The sequence below is a fragment of the Rhizobium sp. Rhizsp42 genome, from assembly GCF_047304155.1.
In the GTDB taxonomy this organism is placed as follows: Bacteria; Pseudomonadota; Alphaproteobacteria; order Rhizobiales; family Rhizobiaceae; genus Rhizobium.
In genome coordinates this window covers 69,289-91,796 of the sequence record NZ_JBGLYS010000023.1, presented here as the reverse complement: position 1 = coordinate 91,796, position 22,508 = coordinate 69,289, and the positions used below count along the sequence as shown (strand labels likewise).

Below are 22,508 nucleotides of genomic sequence, written 5' to 3'. Positions count from 1 at the left end.
CTCGGGGATGGTCAATCCATTGCGTGGATATCGCGGTTCTTGGTTTCCGGCAGGAAAATCAGGCCGATCACAAGCGTGATCGCGGCGAAGATGATCGGGTACCAGAGGCCGAAGTAGATGTCGCCGGTGGCCGCACTCATCGCGAAGGCCGTTGCCGGCAGCAGGCCGCCGAACCAGCCGTTGCCGATGTGATAGGGCAGCGACATGCCGGTGTAGCGGATGCGGGTCGGGAAGAGTTCGACCAGCAATGCAGCGATCGGGCCGTAGACCATCGTCACATAGAGAACCAGCACGAACAGGATGGCGATCGTGCCGATCCAGTTGACGCGTGCAGGATCGGCCGCCATGGCGAAGGTGCCGCCGCCGGCGATATTGTAGACCGCCATGTCGGTGACGCCGTTGGCCTCATCCGCCGTCAGCAGCTTGGCCGCTACCAGCTTGTCGGCCGGCATCGTCTCCTTGGCGCCGGCGCGGATCGCATCGGCGTTCAGCGCGAGCTCGGGATTGGCGGCGATGAAGGCATCGAGCTTCGCGTCCGGAACCTTGATGGCGCCGCGGTTCAGCGGGTAGCCACCGTCGTGGAGCGCGATGTTGACGCTTTTCTCGAAGGCCGCCGTCAGGCCCTTGGCCTTGTCGCCGGCAGCGACCGCATCGAAGCTGGTGATGGTTTCATCGCCGATCTTGACCGTTGCCGGCTGGCCGGCAGGACCTGGGACGACATCATAGGGAACCGAGTTCTTGGTCAGGAAGGCTGTCGCCACGTCGCAAGAGCTGGTGAACTTCGATGTGCCGGTCGGGTTGAACTGGAACTTGCAGTCCGTCGGATCGGCCGTGACCGTTGCGCGAACTGAGGCCTGGGCTTCGGCGAGCGCCGGGTTGGCGGTCCAGGTCAGGGCCTTGAACAGCGGATTGTAGGTGACTGCCGCAATCAACAGGCCGGCCATGATGATCGGCTTGCGGCCGATCCTGTCCGACAGGCCGCCGAAGATGACAAAGAAAGGTGTGGCAAGGATGAGGGCGACGGCGACCATGATGTTGGCTGCCTGCAGGTCGACCTTCAGGACGTTCTGCAGGAAGAACAGCGAGTAGAACTGACCGCCGTACCAGACGACTGCCTGGCCCATGGTGGCGCCGAGCAGAGCGATGAGGGCGATCTTGGCGTTTTTCCACTGACCGAATGCTTCCGTCAGCGGCGCCTTGGAGCCCTTGCCTTCCGCCTTCATTTTCTGGAAGGCGGGGGATTCGTTCATCCGCACGCGGATCCAGACGGAGACGCCGAGAAGGACGACCGAGACCAGGAACGGAATGCGCCAGCCCCAGGCGGCGAAGGCTTCCTTGCCCATGATGAACTGGACGCCGACGATGACGATCAGCGACAGGAAGAGGCCGAGCGTTGCGGTGGTCTGGATCCATGAGGTGAAGTAGCCGCGGCGGCCGTTCGGCGCGTGCTCGGCCACATAGGTGGCGGCTCCGCCATATTCACCGCCGAGTGCCAGGCCCTGCAGCAGGCGAAGAGCGATCAGGATGATCGGCGCGGCGATGCCGATGGTGGCCGCACCGGGAAGGATACCGACTAGGAAGGTCGAGAGACCCATGATCAGGATCGTCACCAGGAAGGTGTATTTACGCCCGACGAGATCGCCGAGGCGGCCGAAGACCAGCGCGCCGAACGGGCGCACCAGGAAGCCGGCGGCAAAGGCCAGCAGCGTGAAGATGTTGCGGGTGGCTTCGGGATATTGGGTGAAGTAGGTCGCGCCGATATAGGTGGCGAGCGAGCCGTAGAGATAGAAGTCGTACCACTCGAAAACGGTGCCAAGCGAGGAGGCGAAGATGACCTTCTTCTCCTCCGATGTCATCGGTCCGGCTTTCGCGCCCCCGACGCTTGCGACATTTGCCATGTTCTGTCCTCCACAGAATGATGTGAAATGCGGCGCGCGACCATACTCTCCTCAAAGCATACCCCTGGTCGCGGTTCGCCCGAGGAAAGTGTGCCAGAAAACACCACGCTTACGGAGAGCGGCTTTGGGATTATGACTTTAGTCTAAGGCTCTGCAGTGAGGCTGGGCCGCCGCAGCCCAGGTCCGGGCACGAAAAAAGCCGGATGGCGGACCATCCGGCTTCAATCGTTTTCGTGAAGTGCCTGACTTAGGCGGCTTCGGTCGTGTGTGCCTTGCGGACTTCCTCGTCCGTCAGAATGCCCGAGGCGCGGAGCAATGCGGCGAAGCGGCCGTTGCTCTGGCTGAGTTCGTCGAAGCTGCCTTCTTCGACGACGCGGCCGTTATCGAGGAAGAGAACCTTGTCGGCTTCGCGAACCGTCGACAGACGGTGGGCGATGATGAAGGTGGTGCGGTTCTGACGAAGATTGTCGATCGCAGCCTTCACGCGGTTTTCAGTTTCGACGTCGAGCGCACTCGTCGCCTCGTCCAGCACCAGGATCGGCGCATCCTTGAGGATGGCGCGGGCGATGGCGACACGCTGGCGCTCGCCACCCGAAAGCCTGTTGCCGCGCTCGCCGACATGGGTGTCGTACTGGTCTTCGCGGGTCTCGATGAAGTCGGCTGCGGCAGCAGCTTCAGCTGCACGGCGCATGTCTTCATCCGACGCGTTCTCCCGGCCGAGGCGAATGTTGTCGCTGATCGAGCGGTTGAGCAGGCCGGCGTCCTGGAACACCGTGGCGATATAGCGACGGAGCGACTTGCGGGTGATCTTCGTCGTATCGTGGCCGTCGACGAGGATCTGGCCGCTGTCGGGGTCATACACGCGCTGCAGCAGGTTGATCATCGTGGTCTTGCCCGAGCCGGTCGGACCAACGATCGCAACCGTCTGGCCAGCCTTGGCGGTGAAGGACACGTTGTGCAGGCCCTGTGCCGTGTTGCCGAAGCGGAACGACACGTTGCGGAACTCGACTTCGCCCTTCACGTCGGTGATGTCGGCGTTGCCGGCAGGCTCTTCGCGGTCGCGGACCGAGTCTTCGAGAGCATAGAAGTCCTCGAGCTTGGAACGGGCCTCGAAAATCTGCGAGGCGAACTGGCGCATCTGGTCGAGACGCGAGATCAGGAGGTTGGCAAAGCCGATGAAGGCGATGACGTCACCGATGCGCAGCTCGCCGGCCTGGACCATGACGGTACCGATGACGAGGATGATCATCATGGCGATGGTCGAAGCCATGCGGTTCATCGCGCCGGCCAGCGCCCACCAGTCGAGAACCGGGTACTGAGCCTGCAACAGGCGTTCGGTGAAGGACCGCAACGCCTTGGTTTCCGCTTCGATACGGTTGTAGCTGTGCAGCACCGAGACGTTGCTGATCGAGTCGCTGACATGCGAGAAAACCGTGTGGTAGTGATTTTCGACCGAAGCCTGGCCATCCTTCGTGCGGCTCATGACGAGACGGCCGATCAGCCAGTAGGCGATACCAAGCACGACAAGCACGCCGGACAGACGGACGTCCATAGAGATCGCCGTCGGGATGAGGATGGCGATGGCGACAGCGGTCGCGAGGTGGTTGCGCATGAATTCGAGCCATAGGCCGAACAGCGTCTCACAGGCGCGCAGCAGCGTATGCAGGGCATTGGACGTGCCACGCTGATGATGCCAGGAAAGCGGCATGGAGATGATGCGGCCGAAAGCTTCCGTCAGAAGCGTTGCGCGACGGCCATGCGCCAGCCGGTCAGCCTCGCGGGCGACCAGGACGAAGGCGATCGTGTTGAAGACGGCAAAACCGGCCCACATGAACAAGATCGGCTTGACCTCGCCTTTGCCGGAAATTGCATCTATAATGCGGCCGAAAAGGATCGGCTCGGCGATGGTGATCGCTGCGAGCACGATGTTCGCGATAACGACCAGGGATACGCGGAACTTGTAGGCGCCAAGATAGCGCAAAGCTCTTGCATAGACCTTGAAAAGCGACACGGCGAATTCCTCTTTGTGCATCTGCGAAATAGCGGATGTTGCGATGCTACAAAAACCTATCTGAACTGGCGATTAACAAGGCATTCATTGTTGGAATTTCGCCGCCGTGCGATGGCTCGCTTTCATGAGCAGATGTCAGATGTGGTAAAATTTCTTAGGGAAATAAAAAGGCCCGACATTTAACCCTTGCGTTGTCGCGTCAAACTGGCACAACCATAAACGATATTCTGAACTCTAATTTTAATTGCATCGATAACCGTTCGCTATCGGGGCAGGTCCTGTCGCAGCGGCTTCACTTAAAAGCCTGGGATGGGATGGGGGCATTTTAGTGAATATTCATTCATTAATTCAATTACTTGTCGTTCTTGAAGAGTGCCGGAAACCGGAAGCGGTGGTCGATGAGCTTAAGCGCGTCATCCTGTCTTATGGCTTCGAGTTTCATGGATTGCTCCGGTATCCGAAGCATAGCGAGGATCTGACTGCGGCCGTGCTTGCCGGCGAGTGGCCCGAGGGTTGGCCGCAGATTTATGTCGGCAAGAAATACATGCTGAACGATCCAACGATCCGTTATCTCGCCTTCGCGCAACAGCCGTTCCGCTGGAAAGATGGCTTGGCAGCGTTCCGAAAGGATCCGCACTATCGGCGGATGGAACAGGTGATGTCCGCTGCCTCAGGCTATGGCCTGAAGGACGGCTACATGTTTCCGATCCATGGGCGAAGCGGTGTGCTCGGCTATCTGCGCGTCGGCGGCAAGCCTGTCGATCTGTCGCCGCTCGAGATCACCCTGTTTGATGCGATCGCCAAGCGGGCCTTCTGGCGCATTCTCGAACTACGTGGGGAAGACGGTTCGGTGTCGGACGATCTGTCGGGCGCCGATACGCGGCTCACGCGCCGCGAAATGGAAATCCTGCAATATCTCGGGGAAGGATTGACGTCGGTCGAGATCGGCAAGCTGTTGCAGATCTCCAACCATACTGTCGATTGGTATATGAACGGTCTGCAGGACAAGCTGAAGGCAAAGAACCGCCAGCATGCCGTGGCTGTTGCTTTCCGCCATGGGCTCATCAGTTAGCTAGTTTAGAGAAATTCGATCTGGTGTCGTCGTGGGAAATTGAACTTTCCGTGACAGCGGGTTAAGACTCCTTTCGCGGGTGCAGCATTGCCCGCTTAGATGCCGTGAGGAGACCGCATTTGCCCATTTCCAAGATCCTTGTCGCCAACCGTTCCGAAATTGCCATCCGCGTGTTTCGCGCTGCCAACGAACTCGGGATAAAAACGGTCGCGATATGGGCTGAGGAAGACAAACTGGCGCTGCATCGCTTCAAGGCGGACGAGAGCTACCAGGTCGGCCGCGGCCCGCATCTGGCGCGCGATCTCGGCCCGATCGAGAGCTATCTGTCGATCGACGAAGTCATCCGTGTCGCCAAGCTTTCCGGCGCCGATGCGATCCATCCGGGCTATGGCCTCCTGTCCGAGAGCCCCGAATTCGTCGATGCCTGCAACAAGGCCGGCATCATCTTCATCGGCCCGACCGGCGACACGATGCGCCAGCTCGGCAACAAGGTGGCGGCCCGCAATCTCGCGATCTCGGTCGGCGTTCCCGTCGTTCCGGCTACCGACCCGCTGCCTGACGACATGGCTGAAGTCGCCCGCATGGCCGACGAGATCGGCTATCCCGTCATGCTCAAGGCCTCCTGGGGCGGCGGCGGTCGCGGCATGCGCGCCATTCGCGATCCGAAAGACCTTGCTCGCGAGGTGACCGAAGCCAAGCGCGAGGCGATGGCCGCCTTCGGCAAGGACGAGGTCTATCTCGAAAAGCTCGTGGAGCGCGCCCGCCACGTCGAAAGCCAGATTCTTGGCGATACGCACGGCAATGTCGTGCATCTCTTCGAGCGCGACTGCTCGATCCAGCGCCGTAACCAGAAGGTCGTCGAACGCGCGCCAGCTCCCTATCTTTCCGAAGCGCAGCGCCAGGAACTGGCCGCCTATTCGCTGAAGATCGCGGGTGCCACCGGCTATGTCGGCGCCGGCACCGTCGAATATCTGATGGATGCCGATACCGGCAAATTCTACTTCATCGAAGTCAATCCGCGCATCCAGGTCGAGCACACGGTCACCGAAGTCGTCACCGGCATCGATATCGTCAAGGCGCAGATCCATATCCTCGACGGCTTCGCGATCGGTACGCCGGAATCGGGCGTTCCCGCACAGGCCGATATCAAGCTCAACGGCCATGCCCTGCAGTGCCGCATCACCACTGAGGATCCAGAGCACAACTTCATCCCGGATTACGGCCGCATTACCGCTTATCGTTCGGCCTCCGGCTTCGGCATTCGTCTCGATGGCGGCACGTCCTACTCGGGCGCCATCATCACGCGCTATTACGATCCGCTCTTGGTCAAGGTCACGGCCTGGGCGCCGAGCCCGTCGGAAGCGATCTCGCGCATGGACCGTGCGCTGCGCGAATTCCGTATCCGCGGCGTCGCCACCAACCTGACGTTCCTGGAAGCGATCATCACGCATCCGAAGTTCAAGGATAACAGCTACACCACCCGCTTTATCGACACGACGCCGGAGCTGTTCCAGCAGGTCAAGCGCCAGGACCGCGCGACGAAGCTCTTGACCTATCTGGCCGACGTCACCGTCAACGGTCACCCCGAGGCCAAGGATAGGCCGCGCCCGACGGCGGATGCCGCCGAGCCCGTCGTGCCCTACACCAACGGCACGACGATCAAGGACGGCACCAAGCAGCTGCTCGACACGCTGGGTCCGAAGAAATTCGGCGAATGGATGCGCAACGAAAAGCGTGTCCTGATGACCGACACGACGATGCGTGACGGCCATCAGTCGCTTCTCGCGACCCGCATGCGCACCTACGATATCGCCCGCATCGCCGGCACCTATGCGCATGCGCTGCCGAACCTGCTCTCGCTGGAATGCTGGGGCGGCGCCACTTTCGACGTTTCCATGCGCTTCCTTACGGAAGATCCGTGGGAGCGCCTGAGCCAAGTGCGTGAGGCGGCGCCGAACCTGCTGTTGCAGATGCTGCTGCGCGGCGCCAACGGCGTCGGTTACAAGAACTATCCTGATAACGTCGTCAAATACTTCGTCCGCCAGGCGGCGGCCGGTGGTATCGACCTCTTCCGTGTCTTCGACTGCCTGAACTGGGTCGAAAACATGCGCGTGTCGATGGATGCGGTGGCCGAAGAGAACAAGCTCTGCGAAGCAGCGATCTGCTATACCGGCGATATCCTGAACTCGGTGCGTCCGAAGTATGATCTGAAGTATTACACCGATCTAGCCGTCCAGCTGGAAAAGGCCGGCGCGCATATCATCGCGCTAAAGGATATGGCGGGCCTGTTGAAGCCGGCCGCCGCCAAGGTGCTGTTCAAGGCGCTGCGCGAGGCGACCAGCCTGCCGATCCACTTCCACACGCACGACACGTCGGGCATTGCGGCGGCAACCGTTCTCGCGGCTGTGGATGCCGGCGTCGATGCCGTCGATGCGGCCATGGACGCGCTGTCGGGCAACACCTCGCAGCCCTGCCTCGGCTCGATCGTGGAAGCGCTTCGTGGCTCGGAGCGCGATCCGGGTCTCGATCCGGAATGGATCCGCCGCATTTCCTTCTACTGGGAAGCGGTGCGCCACCAGTACGCGGCCTTCGAGAGCGATCTCAAGGGACCGGCATCGGAAGTCTACCTGCACGAAATGCCGGGTGGTCAGTTCACCAATCTCAAGGAACAGGCACGTTCGCTCGGCCTCGAGACCCGCTGGCACCAGGTGGCACAGGCCTACGCCGACGCCAACCAGATGTTCGGCGATATCGTCAAGGTGACGCCGTCCTCCAAGGTGGTCGGCGACATGGCGCTGATGATGGTCTCCCAGGATCTGACGGTTGACGATGTTGTTAACCCGGCCAAGGACGTGTCCTTCCCTGAATCCGTCGTCTCGATGCTGAAGGGTGATCTCGGACAGCCGCCGTCTGGCTGGCCGGCAGCACTGCAGAAGAAGGCTTTGAAGGGCGATGCACCCTATACGGTGCGTCCGGGCTCTCTGCTCGACGACGCCGATCTCGATGCCGAGCGCAAGACGATTGAGACCAAGCTGGAGCGCGAGGTCAACGACTTCGAGTTTGCCTCCTACCTGATGTATCCGAAGGTCTTCACCGACTTCGCGCTGGCATCCGACACCTACGGCCCGGTCTCGGTCCTGCCGACGCCTGCCTATTTCTACGGTCTTGGTGACGGCGAGGAGCTGTTTGCCGATATCGAGAAGGGCAAGACGCTCGTCATCGTCAACCAGGCGATGAGCGGCACCGACAGCCAGGGCATGGTCACGGTGTTCTTCGAACTCAACGGCCAGCCGCGCCGCATCAAGGTTCCGGATCGCGCCCATGGTGCCACCGGCGCCGCCGCCCGCCGCAAGGCGGAGCCGGGCAATGCCGCCCATGTCGGCGCGCCGATGCCTGGCGTCATCTCCCGCGCCTTCGTTTCGGCCGGCCAGACGGTCAGCGCCGGCGACGTGCTGGTGTCGATCGAGGCCATGAAGATGGAAACGGCGATCCACGCCGAGAAGGACGGCACGATCGCCGAAGTTCTCGTCAAGGCCGGCGACCAGATCGACGCCAAGGACCTGCTGGTCACTTACGCAGGCTAACTGATGTTGACGGGCGTCGTGTCACGCGGCGCCCGGTCGGACCATCCGCTGTGTGGCGTTCTTGGCGGCGTACCTTTTCGTTTCAATAGGTTACGGACGCGGCCACTTACTCTGCCGTCATCCTCGGGCTCGTCCCGAGGATCTGCCAAGGGTCCCACTTGCTCGACGTGCATGGACACTTGACGCGTGTTTTAGTCGACTCAATGGCGCGTGCTGATCCGTCGCGAATGTCCGCACCGTTGAATTCCGGGAGGCGTGCTTAGATCCTCGGGACCAGCCCGAGGATGACGTCGAGCGGATTTTTGGTTCGGCGTTTCAATGAGTTATGTCCGCGGTCACCCGCTCCGCCGTAATCCTGACTTTGCCCCGTGATCTCGTAAGCATTCCTCAAATATCGTAGGTATGCGCGGCGTTGATCGTCGAGATGAAGCGCTTGGTGCGGTCGCGTTCCGGGGCGGTGAAGATGTTCTTCGCGCTGCCGGTCTCGACCACGCTTCCCGCTTCCAGGAAGACGACATCGTTGGCGATCTTCGAGGCGAGCCTGAGGTCATGGGTCGCCATGACCATGGTCGTGCCTTCGCTCGCGAGGCGGCCGAGGACGTCGACGACTTCGGCGGAGAGTTCCGGATCGAGCGCCGATGTCGGCTCGTCGCAGAGGAGGACGCGGGGCGAGGGGGCAAGCGCGCGGGCGATCGCCACGCGCTGCTGCTGGCCGCCCGAGAGTGTCGAGGGCCACGCATCGGCCTTGTGGGCCATACCGACCTTGGTCAGGAGTTCCATGGCGCGGTTGCGGGCCTTTTCCTTCGGCCATTTGAGCACCGTCACCAGACTTTCCATGACGTTTTCGATCGCCGTCTGGTGGGGGAAGAGCTGGAAGTTCTGGAAGACCATGCCGGTCTGGCGGCGGATCTTCTGGATCGCCTGCCAGCTGGTCTTCTGGCCGGGTTTGAAGGTCAGCGTCTCCTCGCCGAGGCGGATGGTGCCCGCCGTCGGGATTTCCAGGAGGTTGATGCAGCGCAGGAGCGTGCTCTTGCCGCCGCCCGAGGGGCCGACGAGCGCGGTAACGCTGCCTTCGGGAACGCGGATGCTGATATCCTTCAGGATGACGGCGTCGCCGAAGCGCTTTTCTATGTTCGAGAGCTCGATCATGCGTTTGCCTCCAGCATGCCGCCATAGCGGGCGAAGCGGCGTTCCAGCCTGACCTGCAGGGCGGAAAGAACCGAGCTCAGGGCGAGATAGATGAGGGCCGCCTCGATATAGAGGATCAGCGGCTCATAGGTGGTGGCGACGATGCGCTGGGCGGCCTGGAAGAGCTCCGGCACGGTGATGGCGGCTGCGAGCGACGTATCCTTGACCAGCGAAATGAAGGTGTTCGACAGCGGGGGCACGGCAACGCGGCCGGCCTGCGGCAGGATGGTGCGGCTCATCGCCTGGCGCCAGCTCATGCCGATCGAATAGGCGGCCTCCCACTGGCCCTTGGGCACGGAGGAGATGACGGCGCGGATGATCTCGGAGCTGTAGGCGCCGATGTTGAGCGTGAAGCCGATCAGGGCTGCCGGGAAGGCGTCGAGCAGGATGCCGATGCTGGGCAGGCCGTAGAAGATGACGAAGAGCTGCACCAGAAGCGGCGTGCCGCGGATCACCCAGACGTAGAAGCGGGCGATCGCCACGAAGGGAGCGGCGCCGAAGAGCCGGGCGATCGCGGTGATCAGGCCGAGAATGAGCCCGAAGGTGAAGGACAGCAATGTCAGCGGAATGGTGAAGACCAGCCCGGCCCACAACAGGGGCACGAGCGAATCCGCCATCAATTGAAGCCAGTGCGGCACAGGCGTTCCCTTTCGCGGGGTTATCGGTTCGACGTGGAATACCCCTCCCCAACCCCTTCCCACAAGGGGGAGGGGCTAAGAGGCGGCACCGTGCGTGCAAAGTTAGTCTGAAAACGCCCAATAAAAAGCCCCTCCGCCTTGCGGGGAGGGGTTGGGAGGAGATCTGCGCTGTGGCTTAGACTTACTTCGAGACGTCCTGGCCGAAATACTTGTCGGAGATCGTCTTGTAGGTGCCGTCGGCCTTGATATCGACGAGGGCCTTGTTGATGGCCTCAAGCAGTTCCGGCTCGCCCTTGCGGATGATGATGCCGGAGTGGTCGGCATTCTCTTCCTGTGCGGCGATCTTCACCGGGGCGTCGGGCTTGTGCTTCTTGAAATCGAGGAAGGACAGGCTGTCGTTGATGGTGGCGTCGGCGCGCTTGGTGAGCACGAGCTGGATCGACTGGTCGAAGCCGTCGGTGCCGACGAGTTCGGCGCCGGACTGTTCGGCGAGCTTGCCGAAGTTGCTGGTCAGCGACTGGGCCGACTTCTTGCCCTTGAGATCGGCGAAGGTCTTGATGCTGTCGTCGCCGTCGCGAACGATGAGCACGGCCTTCGAGGCGATGTAGGGCTCGGAGAAGTCATACTTCTGCTTGCGCGCATCGGTGATGCCAACCTGGTTGATGACCGTGTCGTAGCGCTTGGCGTCGATGCCGGCGATCAGGCCGTCCCACTTGCCTTCGACGAACTCGGCCTTGACGCCGAGCTTGGCGGCGACCGCTTCGCCGATCTCGACGTCGAAGCCAACAAGCTTGCCGCCGGCATCATGGAAGGTGAACGGGGCGTAGGTGCCTTCGGTGCCGATCTTCAGCACGCCCGCCTGCTTGATGGCGGCGAGGTTTTCGCCGGCCAGTGCCGGCATCAGGGCGGCGGCCTGGATCAGGGCTGCGGTGGCGAGGGTCTTCAGGAGGTTCATGTGTCTGTCCAATTCACCAGTGTGTTCGATGGCTGGAAAATCGCAGAAAAGCCGATGCCGGGATGCGTCAAAAACTGCGAATAAAATCGGCAACTGCGAATATTTTTCTCATTTATCACGGTTTTGGTGTTCAGTGTTTCACAATGTGAAGCGACGATTTATCAGTTGCTGCTTGTTTGCACGTTTGTATCGGTTTATGCATGATTCAGTCGATTTGAGATTGGTCAGGCTAAATCCGGCATGAACACGAACGAACTTCTGCTGCAGGAGCGCAAGAGCGTCATTTCGCGCAAGCTGCAAACGCATGGGCGCGTGCTGGCCGCCGAGCTCGCGGCGGAATTCGGCGTGTCGGAAGATACGGTGCGCCGCGATCTTCGCGAGATGGCGGCAGCGGGGCTCTGCGAGCGGGTCTATGGCGGCGCGCTGCCGGTTTCGCCTGCCGGCGGCAGCCTCAATCACCGCGCCGGTATTGCGCGCGACCGCAAGCAGGCGCTCGCGGCAGCGGCCGTTTCGCAGATCGCGCCTGATATGACCGTGTTCTTCGATGCCGGCAGCACGAACCTGGCGATCGCCATGGCGCTGCCGATGGATCTGCCGCTGACCGCGGTGACCAATGCGCCGTCGATTGCCGCGGCACTGATCGACAAGCCGCTCGTCAACGTCATCCTGATCGGCGGATTAATCGACCGGCAGGTGGGCGGTGCGCTGGGGGCGAAGGCCTTGCGCGACATGGAGCCGCTGTCGCCGGATCTCTGCATTCTCGGCGCCTGCGGCGTCGATATCGCGGCCGGCGTTACCGTCTTCGGTTTCGAGGATGCGGAGTTCAAACGCTTCGTCGCGACCAAAAGCCGGCAGGTGCTCGTCGCCGTCACCTCCGACAAGTTCGGCACGGCCGCGCCGCATGGCGTGCTCTCGGTCGCCGATTGCGGCTGCCTGGTGGTCGAGCGCGATGCCGATCCTCAGATGCTGGCGCGCTATCGCGATCTTGGCTGCAAGGCGCTGGTTGCCGGCGAAACCGAATAGATATCGTTCAATGACGCGCCGGACGAGGAGTGCCGGCGCCAGTGCATAATGGGAAGAGATATGGATAATCACGTCAACACAGCGCTTCCGGTGAGAAGCGGCTACGTCACCAAGAACAGGACGGCGGTGTCGCTGCTGTTCCTGATCAACGGCTTCACCGTCGGTTCCTGGGCGCCGAAGATCCCCGAATTCGCCGAACGGCTGGAGCTCAGCAAGTTTCATCTCGGGCTGATGATCCTGGTGCTTGGGATCGGCTCGCTGACGTTGATGCCGATTGCCGGCGCGCAGATCGCCCGGCATGGATCGCGGGTCGTATCGCTTGCCATGGCCGTCTGCCTGCTGCCCGGCCTGCTGGCGCTGACGCTGGCGCCCAATATCGTGACGGCGGCAATCGCGATCTTCCTGTTCGGCGGATTCATGGGGGCCATGGATGTCGCCATGAATGCCAATGCGGTTGCCGTCGAGCAATCGATGCGGCGGGCGATCATGTCGTCCTGCCACGCCTTCTGGAGCCTCGGCGGCTTGATCGGCGCCGGCCTCGGCGGGCTTTTGATCGCGCATTTCGGCGTTTTCGCGCATGCCGTCGTCGCCACGGCTCTCGCCGCCATCACGCTGGCCGTTGCCTGGAACATGATCCTTGCCGACCAGCCGCATCCCGACACGAAGAAAGAGAAGACGCGGCTGCCGATGGTTCCGCTGCCCTGGCTGCTCGGTCTCGTCGCGCTGTTTTCGATGATGCCTGAGGGGGCGGTGCTCGATTGGGGCGCGCTTTATCTCCGCGAGGAACTCGGTGCTTCGGTTGCGCTCTCGGGCTTCGGCTTCGCGGCCTTCTCGCTGACGATGGCGGCGATGCGCTTTGCCGGCGACCTCGTTCGTGATCGCCTTGGCGGCGTCATGACGCTCAGGATTTGCACGTTGTTCGCCATCGCCGGCATGCTTCTCGCAGGTTTCGCGCCGAATGCCGAGATCGCCATTCTCGGCTTTGCCTTCTGCGGCATCGGCATCTCCAACATGGTGCCGATCGCTTTCTCGGCGGCGGGCAACATTCCGCATCTGAAGGCGGGCATCGGCATCTCGGTCGTTACCACCATGGGCTATTCCGGCATGCTGGTGGCGCCGTCGGCGATCGGCTTCGTGGCCGAGCATGTCGGCTTCTCCGTCGTGTTCATGGCGCTGCCGGTGCTGCTCCTCGTGGTACTGGCGCTTTCCAGTCTGGCGCGATACGCCGACGGCATTTCCGGTGGCGGTCACTGACAGACGTCAAACAAAGTGATGGATGCCGCGGGTTGACAAGCGAGCGGTCATGATCCACCTGAAAGGCACGAAATTTAAGGGTTCAAGAGCTCTATCCATGTCTTCAGCTACGGATTTTGATCCGAAACCGCGCCGCGCATCTGTTGCCGTCGATGTCGGTGGCGTCATCGTCGGAGGTGGCGCGCCCGTCGTCGTCCAGTCGATGACCAATACCGATACGGCCGATATCGACGCGACCGTCGCCCAGGTGGCCGCGCTCTACAAGGCCGGCTCCGAACTCGTTCGCATCACCGTCGATCGCGATGAGAGTGCCGCCGCCGTGCCTCGCATCCGCGACCGGCTGCTGCGTCTCGGCATGGACGTGCCCTTGGTCGGCGATTTCCACTATATCGGCCACAAGTTGCTTGCCGATCATCCCGATTGCGCCGAGGCGCTGGCGAAGTACCGGATCAATCCCGGCAATGTCGGCTTCAAGGACAAGAAGGACAAGCAGTTCGGCGACATCATCGAGATGGCGATCCGCTACGACAAGCCGGTGCGTATCGGCGTCAATTGGGGGTCGCTCGATCAGGAACTGCTGACCGCGCTGATGGACCAGAACTCGGCGGCCGGTTCGCCTTTGTCAGCCCGCCAGGTTACCCGCGAGGCGATCGTGCAGTCGGCTCTGATCTCGGCCAATCTCGCCGAAGAGATCGGCCTGCCGCGCAACCGCATCATTCTGTCGGCCAAGGTCAGCCAGGTGCAGGACCTGATCGCCGTCTATTCCATGCTGTCGGAGCGTTCCGACCACGCGCTGCATCTCGGCCTCACCGAAGCCGGCATGGGCACCAAGGGCATCGTCGCTTCGTCGGCCGCCATGGGCTTTGTGCTGCAGCACGGGATCGGCGATACGATCCGCGTGTCGCTGACGCCGGAGCCGAATGGCGACCGCACGCGCGAAGTGCAGGTGGCGCAGGAAATCCTGCAGGTCATGGGCTTCCGCCAGTTCATTCCTGTGGTCGCGGCTTGTCCCGGCTGCGGGCGTACGACGTCGACGGTCTTCCAGGAGCTGGCGCAGAACATCCAGAACGACCTGCGCAAGAACATGCCGGTGTGGCGTGACAAGTATCCGGGTGTCGAGGCGCTCAACGTCGCGGTCATGGGCTGCATCGTCAATGGCCCGGGTGAGAGCAAGCATGCCGATATCGGCATTTCGCTACCCGGAACCGGAGAAAGCCCGTCTGCGCCCGTCTATATCGACGGACAAAAGGCGATGACGCTGCGTGGTCCGAATATCGCGTCGGATTTCGAGGCGCTGGTCGCCGATTACATCGAAAAGCGCTTCGGCCAGAACAGGACGGCGGCGGAGTAATCCGCGCCGTCGCTTTTCCTATTCAAAAATCAGATGCGGCTGGTGAGCAGCTTCAGCCCTGCGAAGCAGTAGAAGGCTGCCATGGCGCCTTCGATCCAGCGACGCAGGCTTGAATAGATCTTCAGCGCCTGCGGTGTCGAGAAGAGCACGGCATAGCCCATGAAGACGATGAAGCCCGTCGTCAGGCAGATGCCGACGATCAGGCCGGCAACCGATGCCGGCGCCCTGCGGCATGCCGAGCGCGATGATCGCCAGCCACGCGAAGATCGCCTTCGGATTGGTGACGTGAATGCCGTAGCCGCGCAGAAGCAGCGCGCGCGTCGACATGTTCTTCGGCGTCGTGGCCTGCTGGATATCGGGGTTGGCGCGCACGGCCTTGAAGGCCTTGTAGGCGAGGTAGAGCAGGTAGAGGCGGCCGAAGATCTTCAGGATCTCGAGCGCGACCGCATAGGTGTTGAGGATCGTGGCAAGCCCGAGTGCCGCCGCGCAGGCCCAGGTGAAGGAGCCGGCGAAGATACCGAGCGAGATCGTCATGCCGGCCTTGCGGCCATGCACCATGGATGTCGAGACGATCGCCATGATGGCCGGGCCAGGGCTGATGACGGCCACTATATAGGCGATGTAGGCAGGCAGGATCTGCGGAAGGTAGCTCAGGGTCTCGTGCATGGCGCTTCTCTTGGGAACGGCCGCGCGTCGTTGCGGCCTTGCGCCAAGTTTTAGGCGCGCCACGTGTCGCTCGGCAAGAGAGCGGAGCCTGAGCGGGCGCCGGAATCTTGTCTCGGTGACGCTTTTTCAGCGATTGCTAACGCTTGTCCGCCTTAGCTCTTGCGCTCGGCGATGAAACGGGCGGCTTCGACGAGAACCGTGGCGCGCTCGCCATAGGGGGCCAGTAGCGCTTCGGCTTCCTTCACATGGGCGGAGAGCGTCGCCTCGGCCCAGGCCATGCCGTGCAGGCCCACCAGCGTGCCCTTGCCGCGGCCGGCGTCCTTGCCGGTCGCCTTGCCCATGGTGGCGCTGTCGGCGGTGAGGTCGAGGATGTCGTCGGCCAGCTGGAAGGCGAGGCCGATGCGTTCGCCGAAACGGCGCAATGTCGCGCGGTCTTCGGTTGGGCTGCCGGCTACGATGGCGCCCGCCTCGCAGGCGAAGCGGATGAGCGCGCCCGTCTTCATCGCCTGCAGCATGATGATGCCCTGTTCGTCGGGCGCCTGCTTCTCTGCGGCCAGATCGAGCGCCTGTCCGCCGGCCATGCCGCCGAGGCCGGAGGCCCGCGACAGCGCCAGGATCAGCGCGACCTTGCTCGCCTCGTCGATACCTGATGTCGAGGCGATGATGTCGAAGGCATAGGTGAGCAGGCTGTCGCCGGCGAGAATGGCGGTCGCCTCATCATAGGCAATATGGACCGTCGGCTTGCCACGGCGCAGGTCGTCGTCGTCCATGGCGGGAAGGTCGTCGTGGACGAGCGAATAACAGTGAACGCATTCAAGTGCCGCGCCGATCCGCAGGGCGGCGTCGCGATTGCCGCCGAGCATCGTTGCCGTTTCGACAACGAGAAGCGGGCGCAGCCGCTTGCCGCCGTTCAAGACCGCGTAGTGCATGGCCGAGCGCAGGTTTTCCGGGCGGGCGATCTCGTCGTCCAAGACCGCTTGAGAAAGCAACGCGTCGAGCACGCCTTCGATCTCACGAGCGTTGGCGAGGAGCCGGCTTTCGAATGTCTTCAGGTGCGCGTTCATGCGGCGTTGTTTGGCACGGGCGGGCTTGGGCTTGCAACGGAATTGTCGACAGAGCAACCAAGATTTCCTTTGTGTCTGGCCATGCCAGTTTGCAGGCGGTATGGAGAAGAGGGGAACGAGACTGGGTCAGGGGAATTGGACATCACGCCGGAGACAGACGACAGCATGGCCATGCCGATCCATCGGCGCGCCCTCGTTTGGCTAAAGGGTCGTTCGCTTATGATGCGTATTGTTCTGGCGATCGCCGCGCTGCTTGTTCTGCCCTATGTGCTGATCTTCCTTTACGTGCTGCCCTTCATTCATCCGGTCTCGACCTTGATGCTGCGCGATCTGGTTCTCTTGCGCGGCTATGACCGGCAATGGGTGTCGATCGACCAGATCTCGCCGGTTCTGGTGCAGTCGGTGATGATGTCGGAAGACGGGCAGTTCTGTTTCCACGGCGGCGTCGATTGGGGCGAGATGCGGATGCTCGTCACCGACACGCTGCGCGGTGAAGCGACGCGCGGCGGCAGCACCATTCCGATGCAGACGTCGAAGAACCTGTTCTTGTGGAACAGCCGCTCCTTCGTGCGCAAGGCGATGGAACTACCGCTGGCCGTGACGGCCGATTTCGTCTGGTCGAAGCGTAGGCTGATGGAGATCTATCTCAACATTGCCGAATGGGGGCCGGGCATCTACGGCATCGAGGCGGCGGCGCGCTATCATTTCAAGGTGCCGGCGTCGAAGCTCACCAGTCGGCAGGCGGCCTTGCTTGCCGTGTCGCTGCCCAATCCGATCGACCGCAATGCCGGTAAGCCAGGCCGCGGTCTGCGCAGTCTTGCCGGTGTCATCGAGCGCCGGGCGCGCAATTCCGGCGAATACATCAGATGCATTTATGACTGACATCAGAAGATGTCGCTGGTGACCCCAGATATCATCTGGCATGCGTGATCGCACGTATGAAGGACGATGCGCGCGGCCTGGCCGCGCCTCTTGCAAGGGAGAGATCTTTGGACCGGCTGACGCTTTATATCGGCAACAAGAACTATTCCTCCTGGTCGTTCCGTCCATGGATCGCCATGACGGCTGCTGGCATTCCGTTCGAGGAGGTTCTGGTTCCCTTCGATAACGCGGCCGGCAATCCGCATTTCCGGGCGTTTTCGCCGACCGGGCAGGTCCCTGTGCTGCAGCATGGCGCTACCCGCGTGTGGCAGTCGCTCGCCATCATCGAATATGTCGCCGAGCTTTTTCCCGAAGCCGGCCTGTGGCCGAAGGCGCGCGACAAGCGGGCCGTGGCGCGCGCTGTGTCGATGGAGATGCTTTCTGGCTTCGGAGCGCTGCGCAACGCCTGTCCGATGAACATACGCCGCCCGAAGGGCCGGATTGCGCTTGCCGACGGCGTCATGGCCGATGTGGCGCGCATCGAGACGATTTGGCGGGATCTGCGCGCTCATTCCGGCGGTCCCTTCCTGTTCGGTGAATTCTCCGGCGCCGATGCGATGTTCGCGCCCGTCGTCAATCGCTTCGAGATCTACGATCTGGTGGCGTCGGGCGAGACGTTGAGCTATATGGCGGCGCTAAAGGCCCTGCCGGCCTGGAAGGCCTGGGGTGATGCGGCGCGCGCGGAGCCCTGGATCGTCGAGGAAGACGAGGTCTGATGAGAGTTTCACGTGAATCTCAAAAAATAAAGCTGGGGACTGGTCAAGCCCCTCCAAGGCATGTATAAGCGCGCAAAATTTCCGAAATCGCGATATGTCGTTTCGGCCGCCAGTCTGGCCGTTGGATGTGTTCGCCTGTGAAGTGGAGTAAGAAAAATGGCTGTACCTAAGAGAAAAACAAGCCCGTCCAAGCGCGGTATGCGCCGCTCTGCTGACGCGCTGAAGGCCCCGACCTACGTTGAAGACAAGAACTCCGGCGAACTGCGTCGCCCGCACCATATCGATCTGAAGACCGGTATGTACCGCGGCCGTCAGGTTCTGACGCCGAAGGAAAGCGCATAATTTCATTATGCGTTCTGCTTCAGCAGAATTCGCAAGGCCGGCCGTGTGCCGGCCTTTTGCGTTTTGGCAATAATATATCGCATGATCACTTGAAGTGACGCGGTGATTTACGGCACTATTCTTCCACCGAGGGAGAATACCGCCACATGTTCACTGCAATTCCGCTGATGGTCGTGCCTTTCATTCTCTATAATCTTGCGATGGTCGGCTTGATGGGCAGCGGCGGACTTCCCGCGCTTCACAATGACCTCATCGTACTGTCGATGATCTCAGGGGCGATCTGGAGCATGTCGCTCGGCGACCTGTTCATCGTCGTGGCGCTCGTCGTGTTGTTCTTCGAGATCTTGCGCGCGACGCGCAACGCGCGCGGCAGCCTGGCCAACCACATGCTGTCCATGCTTGTTTTCATCGCGTTTCTGGTGGAGTTCCTGCTCGTTCCCGATGCGGCGACGCAGGTGTTCTTCATTCTTTTGACGATCGCGCTGATCGATGTCGTCGGCGGCTTCGCGGTATCAATCCGCAGCGCCGGGCGGGATGTCTCTATCGGGCTATGAGTTTCGGCATCTCCCCGAGCCATAGCCAGAGGAGATGCGAAGCGGTGGGGTCTGGTATCAGAGACTGTCGAGCTTGCTCTGAAGCGCGCGCAGCTGTTCCTTAAGTTCGTCGATGTCCTTGGCTTCGGCCTTGCGGCTTTCCTTGGCGGCTGTCGCCGGCGCCTTGAAGGGCGAGAACATCTGCATCGCCTGCTGGAACATCTCGGTGTTGCGGCGCACCTGGTCCTCGACCATCTGCATCGGCAGCTGCAGGTTCTTGGTCAGCGGCGTCTCACCGAAGGCGCGCGTTACCTGCTCGCGCATCTGCGTCTGCTGCTCGGTAAAGGCGCGCATGGAGTGTTCCAGGAAGCTCGGAACCACCATCTGCATCTGGTCACCGTAATAGGTGATCAGCTGGCGTAGGAAGGAAATGGGTAGCAGCGTGTTGCCGGTCTTCGATTCCTGCTCAAAGATAATCTGCGTCAACACGGAATGCGTGATGTCGTCGCCGCTCTTGGCGTCCTGTACGGTGAAGTCCTCTCCCTTCTTCACCATCTCCGCCAGGTCTTCCAGCGTCACGTATGTGCTGGTGCCGGTGTTATACAGTCGGCGATTGGCGTATTTCTTGATTGCTACCTGGCCCTCATTCTTCGCCATATGAATCTCCCAAAGCCCGTCTTATTGTCATTGAAATTCCTCCACTTGGGAGTGTAGACGCAAAATCGGGCCGGTGACAATCTCTTTGTGCGATGCGGCAAGCCCCTTTTAGTGCAAGACAATTCACGCAGCGTAAGTTCTTTCGAAAATTCGCATGTGCTGTCTTGTCGTTTGACTTGGCGATGAAGCTTTGTCAGTTTCAACCTATATGTGGTGGAGCAAACGAGGAGACCTTCATGTCCAGTCAGTCTATCGTCATCGCCAGCGCCGGCCGTACGGCCGTCGGTTCGTTCAACGGCGCTTTCGCCACCGTCGCCGCCCATGAACTCGGTGCCGCGGCCGTCAAGGGCGCGCTCGATCGTGCGGGCGTCGATGCCTCCGATGTGGACGAAGTGATCCTCGGGCAGGTGCTGCCGGCGGGCGAGGGGCAGAACCCGGCGCGGCAGGCGGCGATGAAGGCCGGCGTTCCCAAGGAAGCGACCGCCTGGGGCATCAACCAGCTTTGCGGTTCGGGCCTGCGTGCCGTGGCACTCGGCATGCAGCAGATCGCGCTCGGCGATGCGAAGATCATCGTCGCCGGCGGCCAGGAATCCATGTCGATGGCGCCGCATGCAGCGCACCTGCGCGCCGGCACCAAGATGGGCGACATGAAGATGATCGACACCATGATCAAGGACGGCCTCACCGACGCCTTCTACGGCTACCACATGGGCGTGACCGCCGAAAACATCGCCCGCCAGTGGCAGCTGACGCGCGAGGAGCAGGACATGTTTGCCGTCGCCTCGCAGAACAAGGCCGAGGCTGCGCAGAAGGCCGGGCGCTTTAGCGACGAGATCATTCCTTTCGTCATCCAGGGGCGCAAGGGTGACGTCACCGTCGATGCGGACGAATATATTCGCCACGGCGCCACCATGGAGGCGATGGCGAAGCTTCGCCCGGCGTTCGACAAGGAAGGCACGGTCACCGCCGCCAACGCATCTGGCCTCAACGATGGCGCGGCTGCTGCCGTGCTGATGACCGAACAGGAAGCATCGCGTCGCGGTATCCAGCCGCTGGCGCGCATCGTCTCCTGGGCCACCGCAGGCGTCGATCCGCAGATCATGGGCACCGGACCGATCCCGGCTTCGCGCAAGGCACTGGAGAAGGCCGGCTGGTCTATCAACGATCTCGACCTCGTCGAGGCCAACGAGGCCTTCGCGGCGCAGGCGTGCGCGGTCAACAAGGACCTCGGCTGGAACCCCGAGATCGTCAACGTCAATGGCGGGGCGATCGCCATCGGACATCCGATCGGTGCGTCCGGCGCGCGCGTGCTCAACACGCTTTTGTTCGAGATGAAGCGCCGCGGCGCCAAGAAGGGACTTGCGACATTATGCATCGGCGGCGGAATGGGCGTCGCCATGTGCTTCGAAGCATTCTAATAGCCTGCTTTATATCGTGTCGTGGTTGAGCTCCGGGGATAGCGGAGCCTTACATTTGGGGAGCGGAACATGAGCAGAGTCGCTGTTGTCACCGGCGGTACGCGCGGCATTGGCGCCGCCATTTCACTGGCCTTGAAGAGCGCAGGCTATCGGGTCGCGGCCAATTACGCCGGCAATGACGAGGCCGCGCAGGCGTTTCACGCGGAGACCGGCATTCCAGTCTTCAAGTGGGACGTATCGAGCTATGAGGCCTGTTCCGAAGGTCTGGCGCGGATCGAGGCCGAGCTCGGCCCGATCGAGGTGCTCATCAACAATGCCGGCATCACGCGCGACGCGATGTTTCACAAGATGACGCCGCAGCAATGGCACGAGGTGATCAACACCAACCTCACCGGCCTGTTCAACATGACGCATCAGGTCTGGGCCGGCATGCGCGAGCGCAGCTTCGGGCGCATCGTCAATATCTCGTCGATCAATGGTCAGAAGGGCCAAATGGGGCAGGCGAACTATTCGGCGGCGAAGGCCGGCGATCTCGGCTTCACCAAGGCGCTTGCCCAGGAAGGGGCGGCGAAGAACATCACCGTCAACGCCATCTGCCCCGGCTATATCGGCACCGAGATGGTGCTGGCGATCCCGGAGAAGGTGCTCAACGAGCGCATCATCCCGCAGATCCCGGTGGGGCGTCTCGGGACGCCCGATGAGGTCGCGCGCTGCGTTGTGTTCCTGGTTTCGGATGATGCCGGCTTTATCACCGGCTCGACGCTCAGCGCCAATGGCGGGCAGTTGTTCGTCTAAAGCGCGCTACGTTTCAGCGCGGCAGCTTAGCGGATCGAGGCGGTATGTTCGGTATCGCTGACGGTCGTCTGGTGCGACGGCTTATGCGGGGTCTTGCTCGTGTCATATGGGTTGAGCGAGGCCGCATAAGTGGCGAGCGCAATCGTCAAGATTGCCGCAGCGCCGATGATCTTCGTCATTGTCTTTCCCTCCCAAGCCGGTCGAGGCATTCCTGATCCCGACCGGTGTCGATATTGGGGCGAATTCGAGGAATTATTCGGTCATTCAACCGTTGGGATGGTGCCGGTCCCGGACCTTCACAGGCACGCGGACGCGCACCTGGTTTTCAGTGCGGAGCGCCATTGCTGCCGTTGCCAGAAATGCCGCCGCGATCAGGATGGCGGTTGCCGAATTCAGGATGATCTGGGCCATGATTGTGTCCT

The 22,508-nt window shown here is 61.7% G+C and carries 20 protein-coding genes and 1 pseudogene; 11 read left to right on the top strand and 10 right to left on the bottom strand.

Annotated elements, in window-relative coordinates:
* Nucleotides 1–11 precede the first annotated feature (11 nt).
* Complete coding sequence (locus tag ACCD05_RS20705; protein WP_413394981.1) at nucleotides 12–1,898, bottom strand: MFS transporter; 1,887 nt, start codon at nucleotides 1,896–1,898, stop codon at nucleotides 12–14.
* A 247-nt stretch (nucleotides 1,899–2,145) separates the two neighbouring features.
* Entirely contained in the window at nucleotides 2,146–3,909 is a 1,764-nt protein-coding gene (locus ACCD05_RS20700; protein ID WP_047509234.1) for a glucan ABC transporter ATP-binding protein/ permease, read from the bottom strand.
* A 328-nt stretch (nucleotides 3,910–4,237) separates the two neighbouring features.
* On the opposite strand from ACCD05_RS20700, the gene ACCD05_RS20695 reads away from it, so the two are divergent.
* Nucleotides 4,238–4,981 (top strand): autoinducer binding domain-containing protein, encoded by a 744-nt coding sequence (locus ACCD05_RS20695; protein WP_112982850.1) that lies wholly within the window; start codon nucleotides 4,238–4,240, stop codon nucleotides 4,979–4,981.
* A 119-nt stretch (nucleotides 4,982–5,100) separates the two neighbouring features.
* Entirely contained in the window at nucleotides 5,101–8,565 is a 3,465-nt protein-coding gene (pyc, locus tag ACCD05_RS20690; protein ID WP_413394979.1) for a pyruvate carboxylase, read from the top strand.
* 387 nt (nucleotides 8,566–8,952) lie between these two features.
* Here pyc and ACCD05_RS20685 read toward each other — a convergent pair whose 3' ends face one another.
* The 3 genes from ACCD05_RS20685 to ACCD05_RS20675 all read right to left on the bottom strand — a co-directional run bounded on the left by ACCD05_RS20685 (nucleotide 8,953) and on the right by ACCD05_RS20675 (nucleotide 11,346).
* The gene (locus ACCD05_RS20685) at nucleotides 8,953–9,714 is read right to left on the bottom strand and encodes an amino acid ABC transporter ATP-binding protein (protein WP_413394977.1); all 762 of its coding nucleotides are present in this window, start codon (nucleotides 9,712–9,714) and stop codon (nucleotides 8,953–8,955) included.
* Nucleotides 9,711–10,391 (bottom strand): amino acid ABC transporter permease, encoded by a 681-nt coding sequence (locus ACCD05_RS20680; RefSeq protein WP_111562672.1) that lies wholly within the window; start codon nucleotides 10,389–10,391, stop codon nucleotides 9,711–9,713. The genes ACCD05_RS20685 and ACCD05_RS20680 overlap by 4 nt, the downstream gene beginning before the upstream one ends.
* 181 nt (nucleotides 10,392–10,572) lie before the next feature.
* Nucleotides 10,573–11,346: an amino acid ABC transporter substrate-binding protein gene (locus tag ACCD05_RS20675; RefSeq protein ID WP_413394975.1), complete on the bottom strand. Its 774-nt coding sequence runs from the start codon at nucleotides 11,344–11,346 to the stop codon at nucleotides 10,573–10,575.
* A gap of 240 nt (nucleotides 11,347–11,586) precedes the next feature.
* On the opposite strand from ACCD05_RS20675, the gene ACCD05_RS20670 reads away from it, so the two are divergent.
* From ACCD05_RS20670 to ispG, 3 genes are all read left to right on the top strand, one after another.
* On the top strand, nucleotides 11,587–12,369 hold the full coding sequence (locus ACCD05_RS20670; RefSeq protein WP_413394973.1) for a DeoR/GlpR family DNA-binding transcription regulator: 783 nt from the start codon (nucleotides 11,587–11,589) through the stop codon (nucleotides 12,367–12,369).
* Nucleotides 12,370–12,429: 60 nt separating this feature from the next.
* Entirely contained in the window at nucleotides 12,430–13,623 is a 1,194-nt protein-coding gene (locus ACCD05_RS20665) for an MFS transporter (protein WP_111562669.1), read from the top strand.
* 97 nt (nucleotides 13,624–13,720) lie between these two features.
* A complete protein-coding gene (gene ispG, locus ACCD05_RS20660) occupies nucleotides 13,721–14,974 on the top strand; it encodes a flavodoxin-dependent (E)-4-hydroxy-3-methylbut-2-enyl-diphosphate synthase (protein ID WP_047508990.1) in 1,254 nt (417 codons plus the stop codon).
* Nucleotides 14,975–15,003: 29 nt separating this feature from the next.
* Here ispG and ACCD05_RS20655 read toward each other — a convergent pair.
* Nucleotides 15,004–15,640 (bottom strand): annotated as a pseudogene (locus ACCD05_RS20655) (LysE family translocator).
* 152 nt (nucleotides 15,641–15,792) lie between these two features.
* Entirely contained in the window at nucleotides 15,793–16,704 is a 912-nt protein-coding gene (locus ACCD05_RS20650) for a polyprenyl synthetase family protein (RefSeq protein ID WP_413394971.1), read from the bottom strand.
* Nucleotides 16,705–16,839: 135 nt separating this feature from the next.
* On the opposite strand from ACCD05_RS20650, the gene mtgA reads away from it, so the two are divergent.
* The 4 genes from mtgA to ACCD05_RS20630 all read left to right on the top strand — a co-directional run bounded on the left by mtgA (nucleotide 16,840) and on the right by ACCD05_RS20630 (nucleotide 19,237).
* Complete coding sequence (gene mtgA, locus ACCD05_RS20645) at nucleotides 16,840–17,586, top strand: monofunctional biosynthetic peptidoglycan transglycosylase (protein ID WP_413394969.1); 747 nt, start codon at nucleotides 16,840–16,842, stop codon at nucleotides 17,584–17,586.
* 107 nt (nucleotides 17,587–17,693) lie between these two features.
* Nucleotides 17,694–18,341 (top strand): glutathione S-transferase family protein, encoded by a 648-nt coding sequence (locus ACCD05_RS20640; protein WP_413394967.1) that lies wholly within the window; start codon nucleotides 17,694–17,696, stop codon nucleotides 18,339–18,341.
* 156 nt (nucleotides 18,342–18,497) lie between these two features.
* Nucleotides 18,498–18,683: a 50S ribosomal protein L32 gene (gene rpmF, locus ACCD05_RS20635; protein ID WP_003543812.1), complete on the top strand. Its 186-nt coding sequence runs from the start codon at nucleotides 18,498–18,500 to the stop codon at nucleotides 18,681–18,683.
* 146 nt (nucleotides 18,684–18,829) lie between these two features.
* The gene (locus ACCD05_RS20630; protein ID WP_111562665.1) at nucleotides 18,830–19,237 is read left to right on the top strand and encodes a hypothetical protein; all 408 of its coding nucleotides are present in this window, start codon (nucleotides 18,830–18,832) and stop codon (nucleotides 19,235–19,237) included.
* Between the two features lie 57 nt (nucleotides 19,238–19,294).
* Here the strand turns inward: ACCD05_RS20630 and phaR are convergent, their stop codons facing one another.
* On the bottom strand, nucleotides 19,295–19,873 hold the full coding sequence (gene phaR / locus ACCD05_RS20625) for a polyhydroxyalkanoate synthesis repressor PhaR (protein ID WP_018901844.1): 579 nt from the start codon (nucleotides 19,871–19,873) through the stop codon (nucleotides 19,295–19,297).
* A gap of 236 nt (nucleotides 19,874–20,109) precedes the next feature.
* Between phaR and ACCD05_RS20620 the strand changes: the two genes are divergently transcribed.
* Together ACCD05_RS20620 and ACCD05_RS20615 are read left to right on the top strand one after the other, a co-directional pair.
* Nucleotides 20,110–21,291 carry an acetyl-CoA C-acetyltransferase gene (locus tag ACCD05_RS20620; protein WP_413394954.1) on the top strand — a complete coding sequence of 394 codons (1,182 nt, stop codon included), beginning with the start codon at nucleotides 20,110–20,112 and terminating at the stop codon, nucleotides 21,289–21,291.
* A 69-nt stretch (nucleotides 21,292–21,360) separates the two neighbouring features.
* On the top strand, nucleotides 21,361–22,086 hold the full coding sequence (locus ACCD05_RS20615; RefSeq protein ID WP_047508970.1) for a beta-ketoacyl-ACP reductase: 726 nt from the start codon (nucleotides 21,361–21,363) through the stop codon (nucleotides 22,084–22,086).
* 26 nt (nucleotides 22,087–22,112) lie between these two features.
* Here the strand turns inward: ACCD05_RS20615 and ACCD05_RS20610 are convergent, their stop codons facing one another.
* Nucleotides 22,113–22,265: a hypothetical protein gene (locus ACCD05_RS20610; RefSeq protein WP_018901847.1), complete on the bottom strand. Its 153-nt coding sequence runs from the start codon at nucleotides 22,263–22,265 to the stop codon at nucleotides 22,113–22,115.
* 85 nt (nucleotides 22,266–22,350) lie between these two features.
* On the bottom strand, nucleotides 22,351–22,497 hold the full coding sequence (locus ACCD05_RS20605) for a hypothetical protein (RefSeq protein ID WP_018901848.1): 147 nt from the start codon (nucleotides 22,495–22,497) through the stop codon (nucleotides 22,351–22,353).
* Nucleotides 22,498–22,508: the final 11 nt, after the last annotated feature.